This is a genomic window from Arthrobacter sp. NQ4, from assembly GCF_029077345.1.
Taxonomy (GTDB): domain Bacteria; phylum Actinomycetota; class Actinomycetes; order Actinomycetales; family Micrococcaceae; genus Arthrobacter.
Genome location: NZ_JARETC010000001.1, coordinates 217042 through 236274, shown reverse-complemented (window position 1 = coordinate 236274; position 19233 = coordinate 217042). Strand labels below are relative to the sequence as shown.

Annotated in this window: 17 protein-coding genes; 10 read left to right on the top strand and 7 right to left on the bottom strand. The window is 66.9% G+C overall.

The genetic code is table 11. From position 1 onward, the window contains the following. Window positions 1-24 precede the first annotated feature (24 nt). Window positions 25-843, top strand: a complete 819-nt coding sequence (locus PUN51_RS01040) for a shikimate 5-dehydrogenase (protein WP_275179609.1) — start codon at window positions 25-27, stop codon at window positions 841-843. 6 nt (window positions 844-849) lie between these two features. Here PUN51_RS01040 and PUN51_RS01035 read toward each other — a convergent pair whose 3' ends face one another. Then, the gene (locus PUN51_RS01035) at window positions 850-2088 is read right to left on the bottom strand and encodes a class I SAM-dependent methyltransferase (RefSeq protein WP_275179608.1); all 1239 of its coding nucleotides are present in this window, start codon (window positions 2086-2088) and stop codon (window positions 850-852) included. A 54-nt stretch (window positions 2089-2142) separates the two neighbouring features. Between PUN51_RS01035 and PUN51_RS01030 the strand changes: the two genes are divergently transcribed. From PUN51_RS01030 to groL, 3 genes are all read left to right on the top strand, one after another. Then, on the top strand, window positions 2143-2523 hold the full coding sequence (locus PUN51_RS01030; protein WP_275179607.1) for a hypothetical protein: 381 nt from the start codon (window positions 2143-2145) through the stop codon (window positions 2521-2523). Window positions 2524-2778: 255 nt separating this feature from the next. Then, entirely contained in the window at window positions 2779-3072 is a 294-nt protein-coding gene (gene groES / locus PUN51_RS01025; protein ID WP_003805290.1) for a co-chaperone GroES, read from the top strand. 79 nt (window positions 3073-3151) lie between these two features. Further along, complete coding sequence (gene groL, locus PUN51_RS01020) at window positions 3152-4762, top strand: chaperonin GroEL (protein ID WP_159631423.1); 1611 nt, start codon at window positions 3152-3154, stop codon at window positions 4760-4762. An 89-nt stretch (window positions 4763-4851) separates the two neighbouring features. Here the strand turns inward: groL and PUN51_RS01015 are convergent, their stop codons facing one another. Continuing rightward, window positions 4852-5454, bottom strand: coding sequence for a dihydrofolate reductase family protein (locus PUN51_RS01015; protein ID WP_275179606.1), 603 nt, complete (start codon window positions 5452-5454; stop codon window positions 4852-4854). A gap of 70 nt (window positions 5455-5524) precedes the next feature. On the opposite strand from PUN51_RS01015, the gene PUN51_RS01010 reads away from it, so the two are divergent. After that, window positions 5525-7048 (top strand): ATP-dependent DNA ligase, encoded by a 1524-nt coding sequence (locus tag PUN51_RS01010; RefSeq protein ID WP_275179605.1) that lies wholly within the window; start codon window positions 5525-5527, stop codon window positions 7046-7048. A 10-nt stretch (window positions 7049-7058) separates the two neighbouring features. Here the strand turns inward: PUN51_RS01010 and PUN51_RS01005 are convergent, their stop codons facing one another. Beyond that, window positions 7059-8027, bottom strand: a complete 969-nt coding sequence (locus PUN51_RS01005) for a DUF389 domain-containing protein (protein WP_159631426.1) — start codon at window positions 8025-8027, stop codon at window positions 7059-7061. Window positions 8028-8150: 123 nt separating this feature from the next. Between PUN51_RS01005 and PUN51_RS01000 the strand changes: the two genes are divergently transcribed. The 4 genes from PUN51_RS01000 to PUN51_RS00985 all read left to right on the top strand — a co-directional run bounded on the left by PUN51_RS01000 (window position 8151) and on the right by PUN51_RS00985 (window position 15532). Then, window positions 8151-10223, top strand: coding sequence for an acyltransferase family protein (locus PUN51_RS01000; protein ID WP_275179958.1), 2073 nt, complete (start codon window positions 8151-8153; stop codon window positions 10221-10223). 222 nt (window positions 10224-10445) lie between these two features. Further along, window positions 10446-11957 (top strand): IMP dehydrogenase, encoded by a 1512-nt coding sequence (guaB, locus tag PUN51_RS00995; RefSeq protein ID WP_159631427.1) that lies wholly within the window; start codon window positions 10446-10448, stop codon window positions 11955-11957. A gap of 125 nt (window positions 11958-12082) precedes the next feature. Beyond that, window positions 12083-13645: an HNH endonuclease signature motif containing protein gene (locus tag PUN51_RS00990; protein WP_374114903.1), complete on the top strand. Its 1563-nt coding sequence runs from the start codon at window positions 12083-12085 to the stop codon at window positions 13643-13645. 27 nt (window positions 13646-13672) lie between these two features. Next, window positions 13673-15532, top strand: coding sequence for an ABC transporter ATP-binding protein (locus PUN51_RS00985; RefSeq protein WP_275179603.1), 1860 nt, complete (start codon window positions 13673-13675; stop codon window positions 15530-15532). Between the two features lie 40 nt (window positions 15533-15572). Here the strand turns inward: PUN51_RS00985 and PUN51_RS00980 are convergent, their stop codons facing one another. The 4 genes from PUN51_RS00980 to PUN51_RS00965 form a co-directional block, all read right to left on the bottom strand. Further along, complete coding sequence (locus tag PUN51_RS00980) at window positions 15573-15836, bottom strand: hypothetical protein (protein WP_275179602.1); 264 nt, start codon at window positions 15834-15836, stop codon at window positions 15573-15575. 92 nt (window positions 15837-15928) lie between these two features. Further along, complete coding sequence (locus tag PUN51_RS00975; protein ID WP_275179601.1) at window positions 15929-16429, bottom strand: hypothetical protein; 501 nt, start codon at window positions 16427-16429, stop codon at window positions 15929-15931. A gap of 137 nt (window positions 16430-16566) precedes the next feature. Continuing rightward, the gene (locus PUN51_RS00970; RefSeq protein ID WP_275179600.1) at window positions 16567-17184 is read right to left on the bottom strand and encodes a hypothetical protein; all 618 of its coding nucleotides are present in this window, start codon (window positions 17182-17184) and stop codon (window positions 16567-16569) included. 23 nt (window positions 17185-17207) lie between these two features. Next, window positions 17208-17855 carry a hypothetical protein gene (locus PUN51_RS00965; protein WP_275179599.1) on the bottom strand — a complete coding sequence of 216 codons (648 nt, stop codon included), beginning with the start codon at window positions 17853-17855 and terminating at the stop codon, window positions 17208-17210. Between the two features lie 158 nt (window positions 17856-18013). Here PUN51_RS00965 and PUN51_RS00960 point away from each other — a divergent pair, with 158 nt between their 5' ends. Further along, the gene (locus PUN51_RS00960) at window positions 18014-19150 is read left to right on the top strand and encodes a GuaB3 family IMP dehydrogenase-related protein (protein ID WP_159631434.1); all 1137 of its coding nucleotides are present in this window, start codon (window positions 18014-18016) and stop codon (window positions 19148-19150) included. Window positions 19151-19233: the final 83 nt, after the last annotated feature.

Genomic DNA, 19233 nt, shown 5'->3' with positions numbered 1-19233 from the left:
GGCTGGAACGCGTTTAATGGTCTGGTGCCCATTCTGAATAAAGACATGACCCTCTGCATCTCGCTCTCGGCCCGTCCCAGCAACAACGGGACCCGGTTCCACAACCACCTTTACGGGCAGCTGGACCTGAACTGGATCTACAAGGCCTTCGCGCCCACCAACCTGGAACAGGCCATTGCCGGTGTCCGTGGGCTGGGCATCCGCGGCTGTGCCATCTCCATGCCGTACAAGGAAGACGTCATCGCCCTGGTGGACGAGATGGACCCCTCCGCCAAGGCCATCGACTCGGTGAACACCATCGTGAACACGGACGGGCACCTCAAGGCGTACAACACCGACTACACCGCCATCGAACAACTCCTCGCCACCAATGCAGTCCCCACGGACTATTCGGTGCTGGTGCAGGGCGCCGGGGGCATGGCCAAGGCCACGGTTGCCGCCCTCCGGGACGCCGGATTCACGGACGTCACCGTCCTGGCCCGGAACGAGGCCGCTGGGCGTGCGCTCGCGGACCAGTACGGCTTCCAGTGGCGGGCAGCGATCGACGGCGGGACGGCCGGCTTGATCATCAACGTCACCCCGCTGGGGATGGCCGGCGGGGCGGAAGCGGACACTGTGGCTTTCCCGGCGGAGGCCATCGAGGCGGCCCGTCTGGTGTTCGACGTGGTGGCGCTGCCCGCTGAGACACCGCTTATCAAGGCCGCCCGTGCGGCCGGCAAGCCGGTGATCACGGGGGCCGAGGTGGCCACCATCCAGGCACTGGAGCAGTTTGTCCTCTATACGGGCGTCCGGCCCACCCCGGACCAGGTGCGGGCCGCCGAGGAGTTCATGCGCGCCCAGTAGGGGCAGCTAGGCGGGTTCCACCACGATGGCCACCCGGTCCTCACCGATGCGCGTCAGGACCAGGGTGCCCGTTTTGCCGCCCTTCCTGGCGTTCTTTCCGCCGGGCAGCAGCTGTTTCCGCAGCTCTTCGGGGGTGACGGCGGTGCCGCGCTTCTTGATGTCCAGCACGGTGATGCCCTCCTGTTTCACCCAGGCCTTGAGCGCCTTCACGTTGTAGGGCATGACCTGCAGGACCTTGTAGGCCCGGGCGAACGGGGTGGTCAGGAGTTCGGGAGCGCAGATGTAGGCAATGTGTTCGTCCACCAGGTGGCCGCCGAGCTGCAGTGCTACGTCCGCCACCAGTCCGGCGCGGATCACGGCGCCGTCGGGTTCGTACAGGTGTCCCTCCACCGGTCCCACCGGCGCTGACGGGCCGTCGCCGAAATCCTCCGGGCTGGTCAGCTCCGCCGGAGCCTTCGGCCCCAGGACCAGCGCGGCGCGGCGGACTCCAGGCCGGCGCACGGCGTTGAACCACAGGGTCACCTCGGTGACGTCACCGGCCACCGACACCCATTGCGCCTCGCAGCTTGCGGGCACGGATTCATGCGGCATGCCCGGGCCCATCTTCACGCCCACTGCCTTGCCCCGGGCGGCCAGTGATTCCACGAAGGACAACGGCGGCGAAAATGCCTCGGGGTCCCAGATCCGCTTGGTGCCGGAAGTGGAGGTGACCCGACGGGCAGGGTCCAGCCAGACGCCGTCCACCCCGTCCAGCGGAACCGATTCCGCATCCGCATGCACCACCGTGGCGTTGGGGAACGGGATGAGGTTCACCGTGGCGCACGCCGCCGTGGTTTCGTCCATTTCGACGGCGGTGACATTGATGTCCAGCGAGGCCAGCGCCAGGGAATCGGCGCCGAGGCCGCACCCCAGGTCCGCCACGCGGCTGATCCCCGCGGCAGCGAACCGCTGGGCGTGGTGGGCGGCGACGTTGAGGCGTGTGGCCTGCTCCAGGCCCGCCTGGGTGAACAGCATCTGCCGGGCGAACTCCCCGAATTTCCCCTCTGCCTTGGTGCGCAGCCGTGACTGCGTCAGGACGGCGGACACGAGCCCGGCGGGGTGTCCGGCTTTCCGGAGAGCGGAGTTCAGCTCGAAAGAGTCCTCGTCCCGGTAGGGGCCCAGGGACGCCAGCAACTCCCAGCCTTCGGGGGTCAGCAATGGTGCGATCTGGTCCTGTGCAATCTGGTCCTGGGGAGCGTGAGCCATGGGTTCCAGCCTAGTGGAGGAGCGCGTGGCCGGGATGCGGATAGTGTTGAATCCATGGATGAGAGCGCAGCCCCCCGCGAGACCGGCGACCACGAGTCCGGGGACCGCCATCCGGGCAGGTTCGCCCGTCCTGTGCTGATCGCCGCCGCCGTCGTGGCCGTGGTCTGCATCGCGCTGCTGGTGATCATTTTCCTGCTCGATACGTTCAACGCCACCGTTTACTCGGTGGGCGGCAGCGACGTCCAGGACAACACCCAGGAGGCCCGGGACATCCGCGGGCTGTACGACGGCGCGCGGGCCGGGAGCATTTTCTTCCTCGTTGCCGCGCTGCTCGCCGCAGCGGTGTCCGGCTGGGTGCTCTTCCGGGGACGGAAGCAGGGCGGCAGCGACACGGAGGGCGGCGAGGACGTGGACTTCGACGACCTGGGCCGGTAGGGACAGGGCGTCCTTTCGCGTCCCCGGCCACCCGCCGTCGTCCGCCCCGGTCTGTACGCCCACGACGAAACGTTGGCACTCACCTTGACCGAGTGCTAACTCATACATAGAGTCTTCATTAGCACTCTCCCTAGGAGGGTGCTAACACATGAAGAGCTGCCAGCCAGGCTGCTGCCGGCACCGCGACGACGGTTTGCCAGCTACGGCGGAAAGCTTTCCAGTCCACGAATTTGCTGACGAAAAGGAGAGGTCCGAGTGTCGGTCTCTATTAAGCCTCTTGAGGATCGTATTGTTGTCCGCCCGCTCGAAGCCGAGCAGACCACGGCTTCCGGCCTGGTCATCCCGGACTCCGCACAGGAGAAGCCGCAGGAAGGCGAAGTTGTCGCCGTAGGCCCCGGCCGCTTCGAAGATGGCAACCGCGTTCCCGTTGACGTAGCCGTTGGCGACGTCGTCATCTACTCCAAGTACGGCGGAACCGAAGTCAAGACCGGCGGCACCGAGTACCTCGTGCTGTCCGCCCGCGACGTCCTGGCAATCGTCGTCAAGTAACTCTTCCGGATCCCCGTGCTGCCGGCCATGCTCACGCTGGCCGGCGGTGCGGGGTTTCTGTCTTTGAAAGGACAAAACCATGGCAAAGCAGCTTGCGTTTAACGACGCTGCCCGCCGGTCCCTTGAGGCCGGCATCGACAAGCTCGCGAACACCGTCAAGGTGACGCTCGGCCCCCGCGGCCGCAACGTCGTCCTGGACAAGAAGTGGGGTGCCCCCACCATCACGAACGACGGCGTCACCATCGCCCGCGAAGTCGAGCTGGACGACCCCTACGAGAACCTTGGCGCACAGCTGGCCAAGGAAGTAGCGACCAAGACCAACGATGTTGCCGGCGACGGCACCACCACCGCCACGGTCCTGGCACAGGCGCTGGTCAAGGAAGGCCTGCGCAACGTCGCAGCCGGCGCTGCCCCCGGCCAGATCAAGCGCGGCATCGAGGTTGCGGTTGAGGCCGTGGCCGCCCGCCTGCTGGAGAACGCCCGCCCGGTCGAAGGCACCCAGGTAGCCAATGTTGCCGCCATCTCGGCGCAGAGCGACGAAATCGGCGAACTGCTCGCCGAGGCCTTCGGCAAGGTGGGCAAGGATGGTGTCATCACCATCGAAGAGTCCTCCACCACCCAGACCGAACTGGTCCTCACCGAGGGCATGCAGTTCGACAAGGGCTACCTGTCCCCGTACTTCGTCACCGACGCGGAGCGCCAGGAAGCAGTCCTCGAGGACGCACTCATCCTGATCAACCAGGGCAAGATCTCCTCGATCCAGGAATTCCTGCCGCTGCTCGAAAAGGCGCTGCAGAGCTCCAAGCCGCTGTTCATCATCGCCGAGGACGTTGAGGGCGAGGCCCTGTCCACGCTGATCGTCAACCGCATCCGCGGCACCCTGAACGTCGTAGCCGTCAAGGCTCCCGGCTTCGGCGACCGCCGCAAGGCCATGCTGCAGGACATCGCCACCCTCACCGGTGCGCAGGTTGTCTCCCCGGAACTGGGCCTCAGCCTGGACTCCGTGGGCCTGGAGGTGCTGGGTACCGCCCGTCGCATCACGGTCACCAAGGACAACACCACCATCGTGGACGGCGCCGGTTCTGCCGAGGACGTCGCTGCACGCGTTGCCCAGCTGCGCGCCGAGCTGACCCGCACCGATTCCGACTGGGACCGCGAAAAGCTCCAGGAACGCCTGGCTAAGCTTGCCGGCGGCATCGGAGTCATCAAGGTCGGCGCTGCCACCGAGGTTGAACTCAAGGAAAAGAAGCACCGCATCGAGGACGCTGTGTCCTCCACCCGCGCTGCCCTCGAAGAAGGCATCGTTGCCGGCGGCGGCTCCGCCCTGATCCACGCCCTCAAGGCACTGGATGAGGACGCTTCCGTCAAGGCCCTCGAAGGCGACGCCGCCGCAGCCGTGGGCATCGTCCGCCGCGCACTGGTGCAGCCGCTGCGCTGGATCGCCCAGAACGCCGGCTTCGATGGCTACGTTGTCACCTCCAAGGTTGCCGACCTTGAGACCAACAACGGCTTCAACGCCAAGTCCGGCGAGTACGAGGACCTGATCGCCGCGGGCGTCATCGACCCCGTCAAGGTCACCCGTGCGGCCCTCCGCAACGCGGCCTCCATCGCCGCCCTGGTTCTCACCACCGAGACCCTGGTCGTGGAGAAGCCGGCCGAAGAGGACGAGCACGCAGGCCACAGCCACTAACGCTGCGCCCTGGCGGCTTACCGCTGAAAAGGCTGGTCCGGCATCTGCCGGGCCAGCCTTTTGCGTTGCTGCTTCTGGGGCGGTGGGGACTAGCCGGCGTCCATCTCCCGCGTCTCAACTTCTCCGGCACGCTCGTACACCAGCGACACCGCACCCTTGGGGAAGCTGCGGGCCTGCTCGGCCAGCGTGAAAGTGGAGGGAACCGTTCCCTCATCGAACAGGCGCTTTCCCTGGCCCAGGACCACCGGGTACAGCCAGAGGTGGAGGCGGTCCAGCACATTGGCAGCCAGGAGGGAACGGATCAGCATCCCGCTGCCGAACATGTGCAGCTGCCCGTACCCGTCCCGGAGGCCGCCGGCGGCCGCGGCATCCGGCAGGACGGTGGTGCCGGCCCAGTCCGGGTCCGCCAGCGTGCCGGAGACAACGAACTTGGGGACCCGGTTCAGGGCATCGGCTATGTCACCGGACTGATGCGGCCAGTAGGACGCAAAGATGTCATAGGTCTTCCGGCCGAGGAGGAGTGCATCCATCCGGCCGATCTCGTCCGCTATCGACGCGCCGGCCTCGTCGTCGGACACCGGCGCCTGCCAGCCGCCGAACGCGAATCCGCCTTCGGGGTCTTCTTCACGGCCGCCCGGCGCCTGGTACACGCCGTCGAGGGTGATGAACAGGTTCGCCACGATGATCCCCACGCGCACATTGTGGACCCGCGCCGGGGCTCTGTCCAGTGTCCCTGTCCGGGGCCCGTGGCAGGATGGTGCCATGCTGCTCCTTGAGCTCGTGGACACCACGAAAACCGTCGCATCGACCCGGTCCCGGCTCGCGAAAGTGGATGCTTTGGCCCACCTCCTGCGCCGGCTGGAACCTGCTGAGATCCCGACGGCGGTGGGTTTGCTCAGTGCCAAGCCCCGTCAGGGCCGGGTTGGCGTCGGTTGGAGCGCCGTGGCGGCGGCCAAGGAAGAACCCGCCGCGGAGCCAAGCCTCACCGTGGCGGATTTTGATGCCGCGCTGGACCGGCTCCTGGCAACGGCGGGCAGCGGGTCGGGTGCGGGGCGGGCCTCCATCCTCGGGACGCTGATGGGAGCGGCCACCGCGTCGGAGCAGTCGTTCATCGCCGGCGTGCTGCTCGGGGAACTGCGCACCGGCGCCCTGGAAGGAGTCCTGACGGATGCCATTGCCCGCGCCGCAGACAGGTCCGTCGAGGCGGTACGGCGCGCGGCAATGCTTTCCGGGGACCTCGGAGGAACCGCCCTCCTGGCGCTCACCGGCACCCCGGCCGAGCTTGACGCCGTCGGCCTGGTGGTGGGCCGCCCGGTGCAGCCCATGCTCGCGGCCACCGCCGGCAGCGCGGGTGCCGCCCTGGAAGCGACGGGGGAGGCCTCGGTGGAATTCAAGCTCGACGGCGCCCGCATCCAGGTGCATCGCTCCGGTGACGACGTGCGCATCTACACCCGGAACCTCGCGGAGGTGACGCACCGGCTGCCTGAGGTGGTTGACCTGGTCCGCGGGCTGCCCGTGCAGGACGTGATCCTCGACGGCGAAACGCTCGCCCTGGATGAGGACGGCGCCCCGCGGCCCTTCCAGGAAACGATGTCCCGCTTCGGCGCCGATGCAGTCCGCGAAACGCTGCTCCATCCCTGGTTTTTCGATGTGCTCCACATTGACGGACGTGACCTGCTGGATGAACCGCTGTCCACCCGCATCGACGTCCTGGAACGCGTTGCACCGGCACACCGGATTCCCGGGGAGGTCACGGCGGATCCGGCCGTTGCCGAACGGGTGTCGCGGGATGCACTCGCCGCGGGCCACGAGGGCGTGGTGGTAAAGGCGATCGAATCGACCTACGCCGCCGGGAGGCGTGGATCCAACTGGGTGAAGGTGAAACCGGTCCACACGTATGACCTGGTGGTGCTCGCTTGCGAATGGGGCACCGGACGCCGCACGGGAATGCTCTCCAACCTGCACCTGGGTGCCCTTGACCCCACCGGGGAGTTCGGCGAACCCGGCGGCTACGTGATGGTGGGCAAGACGTTCAAGGGACTCACCGATGAACTGCTGCGCTGGCAGACGGAGCGGTTCCAGGAGCTTGAGGTGCGGCGCACGGCAGGCACTGTTTGGGTTGAACCGGTCACCGTCGTCGAAATAGCCATCGACGGGGTGCAGCAGTCACCGCGCTACCCCGGCGGGATCGCCCTGAGGTTCGCTCGCGTCAAGCGCTACCGGGACGACAAGGCCCCGGCGGAAGCAGACACCATCCAGGCACTGCGCGCCCTGCTGCGCTCCTAAAGACGAGCGGTCAGCGGCCTGTTCCGGTCCGCTGGCGCTTCAGGCTGCGTGCCACCCCGTCGGGCAGGCGCCGTGCGACCACCCGGTAAAAGAGCAGCACCGCGAGGGCGGCCACCACGATGCCCACGAGGTTGAGCAGCAGTTGGAGCGCGGAACCGGCGGCCTTCTGGTACTCGCCCAGCACCAAGGCCACCGCCACGTATCCGGCGGCCGGCACCGTGGTCACGGAGATGAACACGCCGATCAGTGCCGCCGAACGCCGGCCAATGATGGAGAGCATTCCGGCGATTCCGGCCAGGAGGGCCACGATCAACGAATACGGGCCGGGATGGTAGATGAACTCGACGGCGGATCCCTTGTCCAGGGCATCCCGCGGGAAGAGGCCAAGCGGGATCGACAGCCACGCCGTCAGTGCCGCCAGCAGCATGGCAACCGGGAAGCCCACGGCCAGGGCGACTGCAGCCCGGCGGCCAAGCCTCCACTTCCGGGTGGCGATCGAAACCGCCAGCGCGGCCAGCGGTCCGAACTCAGGGCCCACCGCCATGGCGCCCACGATGGCGATGGGGGAATCGGTCACGATGCCGATCCCCGCGAGCTGCGTGGCCAGCACCAGGAACGCGAGGAAGTTCCACGTCAGCCGGGAGTCTTCGCCGGATTGGCGGGTGACGTCATCCCAGATCACCGCGTCGGCGCCATCCCCGGGGGCGTCCCGCTCTGCCCGGTCCGCATTCCTGGACAGCACAAATTCCGGTGTGGACATGGAAATGGAGCCAACATCGCGGACCTTCAGGATATTCAGCTTCTCCAGCAGTTCCTCCACTGCCTCCCGGGCGATCAGGACTTCAATAACATCGCCCTCTGGCACCACGGAGGCGCCCCGGACCACAGCGACCTCTGCCGTTCCGCGCTGGTCGCGGCAGGTCTGCCGGGTCACGTCGGACAGCTCCCCGGGCACACAAATCCGCAGCTGGACAACCACGCCCGCTCCCTTCCACGACTGGGGCCAGCATAGTCTGAACCGGCGGCGTGATTGGCTGTTGAACAGCGCGTTGGCTAGGCTTGGGGCTTTGGCTGGCGGGCATTGTGAGAGGTTCTAGTGTCGATAACGGAAACCCCGAAGGCACCCGAACCCGGCCCGGGCGCCGCGCCCCGCCAACGGAAGCCCACCTTCCGGCCCGAGGTCCAGGGGCTGCGGGCCCTGGCCGTCCTGATGGTTGTCACCTACCACGTCTGGCTGGGCCGCGTGTCCGGTGGCGTGGACATCTTCCTGCTGGTTTCGGCCTTCCTGCTTACGTTGTCCTTCGTCCGCAAGGCGGAATCAGGCAAACCCTTCGGGCTCCTGGCGCACTGGCTGCACCTGTTCAAGCGACTGCTGCCAGCCGCCGTCGTGGTGATTCTCGGAGTTCTCGCCGGCACCTGGCTGATCCTGCCGCAGGGCCGGTGGCCGCAAGTGCTCGACCAGGCCTGGGCGTCACTGCTGTACAGCCAAAACTGGCTCCTTGCTGATTTGTCGGTGGACTATTACGCGCAGGACCACGCCGGTGCCAGCCCCCTGCAGCACTTCTGGTCCCTGTCCATCCAAGGCCAGGTCTTCATCCTGTGGCCGCTGGTCTTTGCCGCCACGGCAGCCGTGCTGGCCGGGCTTCGCAGGGTACCCCGCCTGCATTGGCTGACGTACAGGGGCCTGCTGGCGCTGGTGTTCGGCACGGTATTTGCGGTGTCCCTGGCCTACTCCATTGACCAGACCGCCACCAACCAGGCTTACGCCTACTTCGATACCCGGGCCCGCCTGTGGGAGTTTGCGCTGGGGTCCCTGCTGGCACTGGCGCTGCCGTACCTCAAGCCCGGCCGCGTCCTGCGCGTGGCGTTGGGCTGGGTCGGCCTGGCGGCCATGGTTTCCTGCGGGCTGGTCCTTACCGTTGACCGTTCCTTCCCCGGCTATGTGGCCCTGTGGCCAACCCTTGCGGCAGCAGCGATCATCGTGGCCGGCCAGTCGGGCAGCCGGTACGGGGTGGACCGCCTCCTCAGCAGCCGGCCCGCCGTCGCACTGGGGGACAACTCCTACGCCCTGTACCTCTGGCACTGGCCCGTCCTGGTGCTGGTGCTGGCCGCCACCGGCGTCGACGCGCCGAACCTCAAGCAGGGTCTTGGCATCGTCGGGGCCTCCATCGTGCTTGCCGTGCTGACCACGCGCTTCGTGGAAAAGCCGTTGCGCGACTGGCACTGGCCCAAGCTCCGCGCCTGGCGGACCGCCGTCGTCATCGTCGCCTGCGGCGCCGTCCTGGCGGGGCCTGTCGCGGTCTGGCAGACGACGCTCACCGCAGAGGAAAGCGCGACGGCGGCCCAACCGCGGGAGCTGACGCCAGGTGCCCTGGCACTCACCCCGGAAAACGAAAACTCGCCCGCACCAAGGGCGCGGACCATCCCCGGGCCCACCGCACTGGACAACGACTGGGCCGGCATCGATTCGCCCTGCACAGGAGCCAACGCCACCGGCGATCCGATCCTTGAGGGCTGCCGGCAGGAGCTGCCGGAGGAACCGGCCACCCGGCGCATCGTGGTCTTGGGCGACTCCCACGCCCAGCAGTACCTCGCCGCGCTGGCGCCCGTGGCAGCGGCCCGTGGCTGGGAACTGGTAACGCTGCTGATGCCTGCCTGCCGCTTCGGCGCCGAATCGGACACCAGGAACGCCGAATGCAACGCCTATAACAGGGCCAGCTCCGCCTATGTCCTGGAACACCGGCCGGACGCCGTGTTCACGGTGGCGTCGCTGACCCACGAGGACGCTCCGTTCGAAACCGAAGTGCCGGGATACCTCGATGGCGTCCGGCCGTTCGCGGACGCCGGGATCGAAATCGTGGGCATCCGGGACAACCCGCGGTTCACCTTCAACATGCCCCCGTGTGCCCAGCGGAACGGTGCAAGCGCCCCTGCCTGCAACCCGTCCCTGGCGGAGTCCCTGGTGGAGCCGTCACCGCTGGAGAACTACCGCGGGAAACTGCCGGGGCTGCACCTGATGGACATGAGCGATTTCATCTGCGCGCGGGGCGTCTGCCCGGCCGTGGTGGGAAACGTGTACGTCTACAAGGACGACAACCACCTCACCAGGACCTATGTGGAAACCATGATCCCGATGTTCGAGCAGCGGCTGCTGGCCGCCACCGGCTGGAGCTGAGCCATTCCGCCTGCCGCGCCGTAAGGTTGCTCACATTGCCGGCCTGGAATAGGGGGATTGGCGCCGAGGTTCTAATATTTACTCAACACTTTCTGCCCCCGGAACGCCGTCCTGCACGGTGCTCCCGCAGGATCGTCTGCACAGGCCAGTTCCGTAATCACGGGCTGGTCATCGGCTGCAACCCCTACCCGTGACCCAGCAACCAAGGTAAGAGGCGCACTCATGACCGAGCCCGAACACAACCCCTTTGGCTTCATCGGCCTGACCTACGACGACGTCCTGCTCCTGCCGGGCCACACCGACGTCATCCCGTCCGAGGCAGACACGTCCTCACGAATTTCCAAGCGCATCACCGTTCAGACCCCGCTGCTCTCCGCGGCGATGGACACGGTCACCGAGTCCCGCATGGCCATCGCCATGGCCCGCCAGGGCGGCCTGGGCGTCGTGCACCGCAACCTGTCCATCGCCGACCAGGCGGACCAGGTGGACCGGGTCAAGCGGAGCGAGTCCGGGATGATCACCAACCCGCTGACCATCCGCCCCGAGGCAACGCTGCGCGAGCTCGATGATCTCTGCGCCCACTACCGCGTCTCCGGCCTCCCCGTGGTGGACGAGGACAACCGCCTGCTGGGCATCGTCACCAACCGCGACACCCGTTTTGTGCCGGAGTCCGATTTCCCGCTGCGGCTGGTCAGCGACGTCATGACCAAGATGCCCCTGGTCACCGGACACGTGGGCATCAGCCGCGAGGAAGCCTCGCACAAGCTGGCCACCAACAAGATCGAAAAACTCCCGCTCGTGGACGAGCAGGGCCGGCTCAAGGGCCTGATCACCACCAAGGACTTCACCAAGGCCGAGCAGTACCCCCTGGCCACCAAGGACGATGAAGGCCGCCTCCGGGTGGGTGCCGCCATCGGCTTCTTCGGCGACGGCTGGGAGCGCGCCATGACCCTGGTGGACGCCGGCGTGGACGCGCTGTTCGTGGACACCGCCAACGGCCACTCCCAGGGTGTCCTGGATATGATCCGCAGGCTGAAGTCCGATCCCGTCGCCGCTCACGTGGATGTTATCGGCGGCCAGGCTGCCACCCGTGAAGGTGCCCAGGCACTGATTGACGCCGGCGCCGACGGTATCAAGGTGGGCGTTGGTCCCGGCTCCATCTGCACCACCCGTGTGGTGGCGGGCGTGGGTGTCCCGCAGATCACGGCCATCTACGAATCCGCCAAGGCTGCCATTCCGGCCGGCGTGCCGCTGATCGCCGACGGCGGCCTCCAGTACTCGGGCGACATCGGCAAGGCCCTGGTGGCCGGCGCCGACACAGTCATGCTGGGCTCCCTCCTGGCTGGCTGCGACGAGTCTCCGGGCGACCTGATCTTCGTCAACGGCAAGCAGTTCAAGTCCTACCGCGGCATGGGCTCCCTCGGCGCCATGCAGTCGCGCGGCAAGAACACGTCCTACTCCAAGGACCGGTACTTCCAGGCCGACGTGTCCGGTGACGACAAGCTGATCCCCGAAGGCATCGAAGGCCGGGTGGCGTACCGTGGCCCGCTGTCCTCAGTGGCGTACCAGCTGGTGGGAGGCCTCCGCCAGACCATGTTCTACACCGGAGCGCCCACCATTCCCGAGCTGAAGGTCCGCGGCAAGTTTGTCCGGATCACCTCCGCCGGCCTGAAGGAATCGCACCCGCACGACATCCAGATGACCGTCGAGGCGCCGAACTACGGATCGCGTTAGCGGCGAAGGGTTTTTGACGCTGAGGCGTGTGAAAGAGGAGGCGGGATTTTCCCGCCTCCTCTTGTTGTTGGGTACCGGAGAACGCGGTCGGTTTGAATGTCGGACCCCCGTTGGATGATGTTCTTATGGGAATCGGCGGTAGTGCTGGGGTGGTTTTGGAGGGTGTTCGTGCCTCTGTTGCTGCCCTGAGCGCCCTGGAGAAAGAGGACGCTTTCCTGGCTTCCGGGGCTCACGCTGGTGCTGGCGTGGATGTCGGTGTCGGTGTGGATGTGTTGCAGCGGCGGTATGAGATCCGGCTTGCACGACTGGAAGCTGCATCCCGACTGGAAGCACAACTCGCTGCGATGAAAGCACGGGACGCCGCCGAGGCAGTGGAGTTCCAGCAGGCGATGACCCCGCCGGACGCTTCCGTTCAAGACCGCACCTACGCCTACGTCTCCGTTGTCGAGGAGGTCGCCGGGGTCCTGACCATCAGCTCGGCCGCAGCGGGCGCCCTCGTGGACCAGTCCCGCCGGATCTGTTTGTTCCCGCCCGTGTTTGAGGCCCTGTCGGCCGGGTCGTTGTCCTGGCAGCACGCAAAGATCATCGCCGACGAAACCGACGGCCTCGATGCCGCTGGCGCCGCCGGGTTGGTGGCACACTTCTTCGACCCCGCCGCTGCCAACCCCGCCCGGGGTGCGGCTCCCGGTGAGCTTGTCCCGTCCCGGTTCCGGGCCAAGGTCCGTGGGTGGAGGGAACGCCATCATCCGGACTCCATCGAGAAGCGGCACGCCAAGGGTGCGGCGGACCGGCGGATGGAATACACGCCTGACCGGGACGGCATGGCCTGGATCTCGCTGTACCTGCCCGGGGACACCGCGTGCGCCATCTGGAACCGGACCACCGCCACCGCCCGCGGACTCCAAGGGCCCACCGAAGAGCGCACCCTCACCCAACTCCGCCCCGACATCGCAGCATCGCTGCTCCTCGGTACCGGGCAGGTTGCGGGTGAACGTTCCTCTGGCACCACCGCGGCCACCGCAAGCACGACCGCGATGGGAAAGGTGCCCACCCCGCGGGCCGACGTCCTGGTCACTGTGCCGGTGTTCTCCCTCCTCGGAGCGACCGACGAACCAGCAGTGCTGGACGGTTTCGGCCCGATCCCGGCCTCCATGGCGCGGAGGCTCGTCGCGGACGGGGCGGATTCGTTCTACCGGGCCCTGGTCGACCCCCGCGACGGGGCACCGCTGGAGATCGGCCGGAAAAACTACCGGCTCACCGAAACCATCAAACGCTGGATCAGGATGCGCGACACCAAATGCACCTTCCCCGGCTGCACCAACCGCACCCCCGATAACGAAACCGACCACCTACAAGCGTGGCAACACGGAGGCACCACGGGAACCAGTAACTTGGCCCAACTCTGCCCCAAACACCATCGACTCAAACACCACAGCCAATGGACACCCGACCCGGCCACCAAGAACGAGCCGCCCGGCTGGACCTCACCCACCGGACGCCACTACAAACCCGAACACCCCGACCCCGAACCATCCCACTGGCCACAATGGCGTGGCCCGGAGTGGATGAGCGCGGCGTACCACAGCGGTGGAGCACGTCGATTGGCCGGTGGGCCGCCGGACTTCCACTACATGGCACACTCGCCAGGCGAAGATGCCCTGCTGCGCTGTCTCCATTCCACATCGTGACGGACCGCCCCGCATTAGGCTGATTCCATGTCCCAACCGCGCCATCCGGCGGAGCTGACCCCTAAACGCGACCCGCAAAAGCGGCTTGCCGTGCGCCCCTATGCCAAGGCCGTGGCCCAGGTGCTCCGGGTGAGCTTCCATGCCTCCCCGGGCGCCGTCGTCATGAAGGTGCTGGGTTCCCTGATTTCCGCGGTGTTGCCGCTGGTCACCACCTTCTACGCGTCCCTCACCACCACAGCATTGGCGGCAGCGTACGCGGGCGACGGCGGAGCGGGGCGGCTTGCCATCGTGTACGTCGTCGTCACTGCCGCGCTGGGCCTGTTCTGGGGCGCCTTCAACAGCGTGGACCGCTACATCCAGCAGCTGATGAGTTTCAAAGTAGGCGCCATCGTGGGGGACCAGATGTACGAGCGCTTCCTCTCCCTGGACTTCTGGCGCTACGACGACAAGGAGACAGTGGACCTTTACGACCGCGCCAAACGGTTCTCCGACTCCTACGCCCGCGTCCTGGACCGGATTGCCGCGATCTTCACCCAGCTGGTCTCGGTCATCCTGGCCGTGGGCGCCCTGCTGCTGGTCAGCTGGTGGATCGCCGTCATCGTGTTGGTGGCCATCGTTCCGAGCGTGTACCTGCAGTTCAAGCTGTCCAGGGAACAGATTGCGCACTGGAACACGCAGGTGGACTCGCGGCGCCAGCGCCGCATGATCGAGACCAACCTCCTCCGGCCGCAGCACATTGCCGAAATGCGGCTTTATGGCATCGTCGGTTTCCTCATGGACCTTCGGTCCCGGCTCCGGGACGCCGACGAACGGCGGCGCCTGGACTACCAGCGCCGATACATCCCCAGGCAGCTGGCGGCGGACGCCCTGCAGTACGGCGCGGAAGTGGTCTCGCTGATCTGGGTGGTGGGCCAGATCATTGCCCGCGCAGCCCCGGTGGGCCAGTTCCTCTACGTCCAGCAGATCGTCAGCCGTGCCCTGTCCACCGCAAACAGCCTGGTGTCCTCGCTCAGCTCCATTGATGAAGACCTGGCCAACCTGAAGGACTACGAGCTGTTCATGGCGATGCCCGTGCACTCGGAACATGCCCCACCCCTCCTGGAGGCGCCCAGGGAAGTGGAGCTGAAGGACATCCGCTTCACCTACACGGGCAGCGACATCGAGGTGATCAAGGGCATCAGCCTCACCATCCGGCAGGGCCAACACATCGCCATCGTCGGGGAGAACGGCGCCGGGAAGTCCACCCTCATCCGCATCCTCGCCGGACTCTACCGGCCCGACTCAGGGCAGATACTGCTCGACGGCGTGGACCTCGCCGCCGTCGACGTTAAATCCTGGCACCGCCACCTTGCCGTGCTCAGCCAGGAGTTCCTGAAGTACGAGTTCGCCACGGCGGCCGAGAACATCTACTTCGGCGACGTCGATTCACCTCGGGACGACGCCCGCGTCCGCAAGGCTGCAGCCGACGCCGAGGCGCTCGACTTCATCAATAGGCTGCCGAACGGACTCGACAACCACGTGAGCAACTGGATGGAGGATCCGCGCGGACGGAAGGGCAGTGGCCTGTCCGGAGGCCAGTGGCAGCGCCTGGCCATGGCACGGAACTTCTACCGCGACGCATCCTTCATGGTGATGGACGAGCCCACCTCGGCCATCGATGCCCTCGCTGAGCACCGAATCTTCACCAGGCTCTTCGCTGACCGCAGCAGCACCATCATCGCCATCAGCCACCGGCTCGCCACGATCGAGAAGGCGGACGTGGTGTACATGCTGGAGGATGGCCGCATTGTGGAGAAAGGCACCCATAAGGAACTGGTGGCCCTGCGCGGCCGGTACTTCAGGATGTTCGAGTCCCAGCTTTCCGTGGAGGAACCTGAAGGAGTCTGATGCAGGTTGGGGGAGCCCGCCCGCCGATCGGGCACTTCTGTTAGCGTCGCCGCAACCAGGCGGCGTACAGGCGGTCCCGGTGCTGGTGCAGATGCCGCGAGTACAGCATTCCTGTTCCAGTTGTCACGGGAAAAGCAGCCAGGAACGCAAGGATAGGCAAGACGTCGGGTGCGGTTCCGGGCGGCGTGGCCACCATCAGGAGTGAAACCAGCACCAGCAGCACAAGTCCGTTCCCGGGATTCTGGCCAGTGCCGGCCAATACAATCGCCTGAACCGCGCCGGGTACGGCGAAGACCATGCCCATCCACCAAAACCAGAAGACACGGGCCCTGCGATGGGCATGGCCCAGGGCTAGTTGCGGGACGGCCTCAGTGCTGGGCGAAGCCACGCCACCCCTCATGAATGCTCCGTCAGGGAACGGCGTTCGAGCCAGCGGGCGTAGAGTCCGGCGTTGTTGCACATCAGGCGGCGGGTGTGCAGCAGGCCGGCGGCCGAGCCGAGGGGAACCGTGACCAGCAGTCCGAGCACCGGCAAATTTTCCGGAGAGGCGCCGTTGGGGGTGAACAGGATCAAGGCCACAACGGCGGCCGTGGTGGCGACCAGGATAGTCCAGACCATCACTGGGGTGCCCCGGATCCCCCGCTCCACCCTCAGAAGGTTAGAAGCGGGGCGCGGTGGCCTGCGGGTGAACCGGAGCCAGGCGGTCAAGGCCCAACCCGTGGAAGCCAGCACTGCCCCCAGAACGGCCATACCGATGCCGGTTTCGGCGCTCTGGCCCAGTGCCAGCGCGAGCACGGCGTGAAGCAGGCCGGCGATGGCCAGCACTGCCGGGTACCACCAGGCAAAAAAGATCCAGGACCGGCGCTGGGCGTAGCCGTAAGCCGTCGCGTCCGGCACCCTTCTCAGATCCCTGATGCCGGAACAGGCAGGAGCCGATGCCGTTGATTCGTCGCCTGGTGCCACGCTGTTCCCCCCAAAATCAATTTTCCGGTGCCAAGGCTAATACAGGCCCGCGCATGCAGCGATGGGCAGATCTAGCCTCCGTGCCTGCCGTCCACCACGGTGGTACGCACGCGGGCGATGCTCGGGCGGGGAGGGACGCTGCTGAAGCCGAACGTGACGGCTGGCCGGATGGGGGCCAGCGCTCCGGCATCGGCACCATTCCAGCGGACAACGGCGGACGTCACGTGGTGCAGGTCCGTCACCCCATAGAACTCCGTCCTTCCGCTGCCCGCAGTTCCGTAGGTGCGGGCGCCGGGTGCCGCGAGGGCAGCGAACGGATTGACCGCGGCGAGCCAGCGGGGATGGACTGCAAGGCGCCGGGGTACTGTCCGCAGCGCTGTTCCCAGCAGGGTCCTGGCACCGGTGACGGCCTGGATTGCCAGCGGGCCGGCGTCGACCGTCAACGTGTGGTCGGTGAGCGAGGCAGCAACGTCCAGCACCCGCACTTCATCAAAGGTGTAGGTCGCGGCAATGAAGCCGGCCACCTCGGAAGTCGGAGCGAGCAGAAGGCGATGCCCAGGAGGCTGCTGCACCATGACGTCCGAGAAGGACCCAAAGGGGGAGTCCTGCCACATTCCAACTACGGCGCGCAACCCGGAGGCAGTGCCGATCCCGGCGATATGCCCGTCAAATGTCCACCGACTGCCCATCACAATCCTGCGCTTCCCGGATGTCAGAGGGGGCCGTAAGCGGCGTTGCCGTAGGGATCGCGCCAGACGGCCAGATCCTCCTCGAGTGCCCTCCGAAGCCTCGGGGTGGTTTGCACCCGCAGGCGGAACGACTCCCGGGCCCGGCCCAGGACCGCGGACGGGACGATGATGCACGCGACCAGGAGGGCCAGCATGAGTACGTAGCTGCCCACCAGGATAGTGACCTCACCGGCGCCCTTCGCCATGGCGGAGGGCAGGTACAGGTAAATGATCCCGCCGAGAACGACAGCCAGGAACGACACCATGCCGATGCCGCCGCGGGCAGATCCGGGGCCACGGGTGATCAGGGCCTTGTCAGTCCGGGGCAGGACGGATCGGACCCGTTTCCACCCGAAGAGGCCCAGCAGCACCAGGACGGCCCCCAGCGGGACCAAGACAAGCGCTGCCGCGGGATTCCCCGACATCACGGAGGTGAAGGCGCCTGCCAGGGCCAGGACGGGGCCGCCGGCGATCGCGCTGCTCCACCCGGCTGCCACGGTGCCCTGGGCATCCGCCAGTTGGCGCAGACGGGACGGTGCGTCCGGCGGGCTGACCCGGGCCAGTTCGGGGGAGAGCCAATGGTCGAGCGAATGGACAGGAGCGTCGGCGGGAAAAGGAATGGAGTGCGTCATATCGGAAGGAGGCCCAATCGTGGAAGCTATCGCGGGAGCATCCACCGAAGCCCCCTGCCCAAGGCTACGTGCTTGCCCGGGGCAGTTGCCAGGGCCAGCGATGACCTTCAGCGCCGGCCCAGGCCAGGCCAGCGGACCTGCTGGGATAACCTAGAGCAGTGACTTATGAGATCGAGATCGGCCGTGGCAAGCGTGGGCGTCGTGCCTACTCCCTGGATGACATTGCAATCGTCCCCAACCGTCGCACCCGCGACCCCAAGGACGTCTCCGTCTCCTGGCAGATCGACGCCTACCAGTTCGAGATGCCCGTGATCGCCGCGCCGATGGACTCGGCCATGTCCCCGGCCACCGCCATCGCCCTCGGCAAGCTCGGCGGCCTCGGCGTGCTGGACCTGGAAGGCCTCTGGACCCGGTACGAGGATCCGCAGTCCATCCTCGATGAGATCGCGGCGCTCCAGGATGAAACCAACAGCCCTGCCGTCACCACGCGCATGCAGGAGCTGTACCAGGCACCCATCCAGCCCGAGCTCATCACGTCCCGGCTCGCCGAAATGCGTGACGCCGGCGTCACTGTTGCCGGGTCCCTGACCCCCCAGCGCACGCAGGAACACTACAAGACGGTCCTGGCCGCCGGCGTCGACATCTTCGTCATCCGTGGCACCACCGTGTCCGCAGAGCACGTCTCCAAGGACCACGAGCCGCTGAACCTGAAGCAGTTCATCTACGAACTCGACGTCCCCGTCATCGTCGGCGGCGCTGCCGGCTACACTCCGGCGCTGCACCTCATGCGCACCGGCGCTGCGGGCGTACTGGTGGGCTTCGGCGGCGGTGCCACCACCACGACGCGGCGCGCGCTGGGCATCCACTCGCCCATGGCCTCAGCCATCTCCGACGTCGCCGCGGCACGCCGCGACTACATGGACGAATCCGGCGGCCGCTACGTCCACGTTATTGCCGACGGCGGCATGGGCACCTCAGGTGACATCGTCAAGGCGATCGCCATGGGCGCCGACGCCGTCATGCTGGGCAGCGCCCTGGCCAGGGCTGAAGAAGCCCCCGGCAAGGGCTGGCACTGGGGGCAGGAGGCCCACCACACCGAACTGCCGCGCGGGGACCGCGCCAACGTCGGCACCGTGGGCCCGCTGGAGGAAGTTCTCTTCGGACCCGGCCACCACACGAACGGAACGTCCAACCTTATCGGTGCGCTGCGGCGCTCCATGGCGACCACCGGATATTCGGACCTGAAGGAATTCCAGCGGGTCGACGTCGTCGTGTCGCCGTACGCCGGGAACTGACACGCCACGGCAGGGCGGGGCGGGCGCGCTCCGGCCCTGCCCAAAGCACGCCCCCAGCAAGTAGTGTGGATTTACTACCGGCA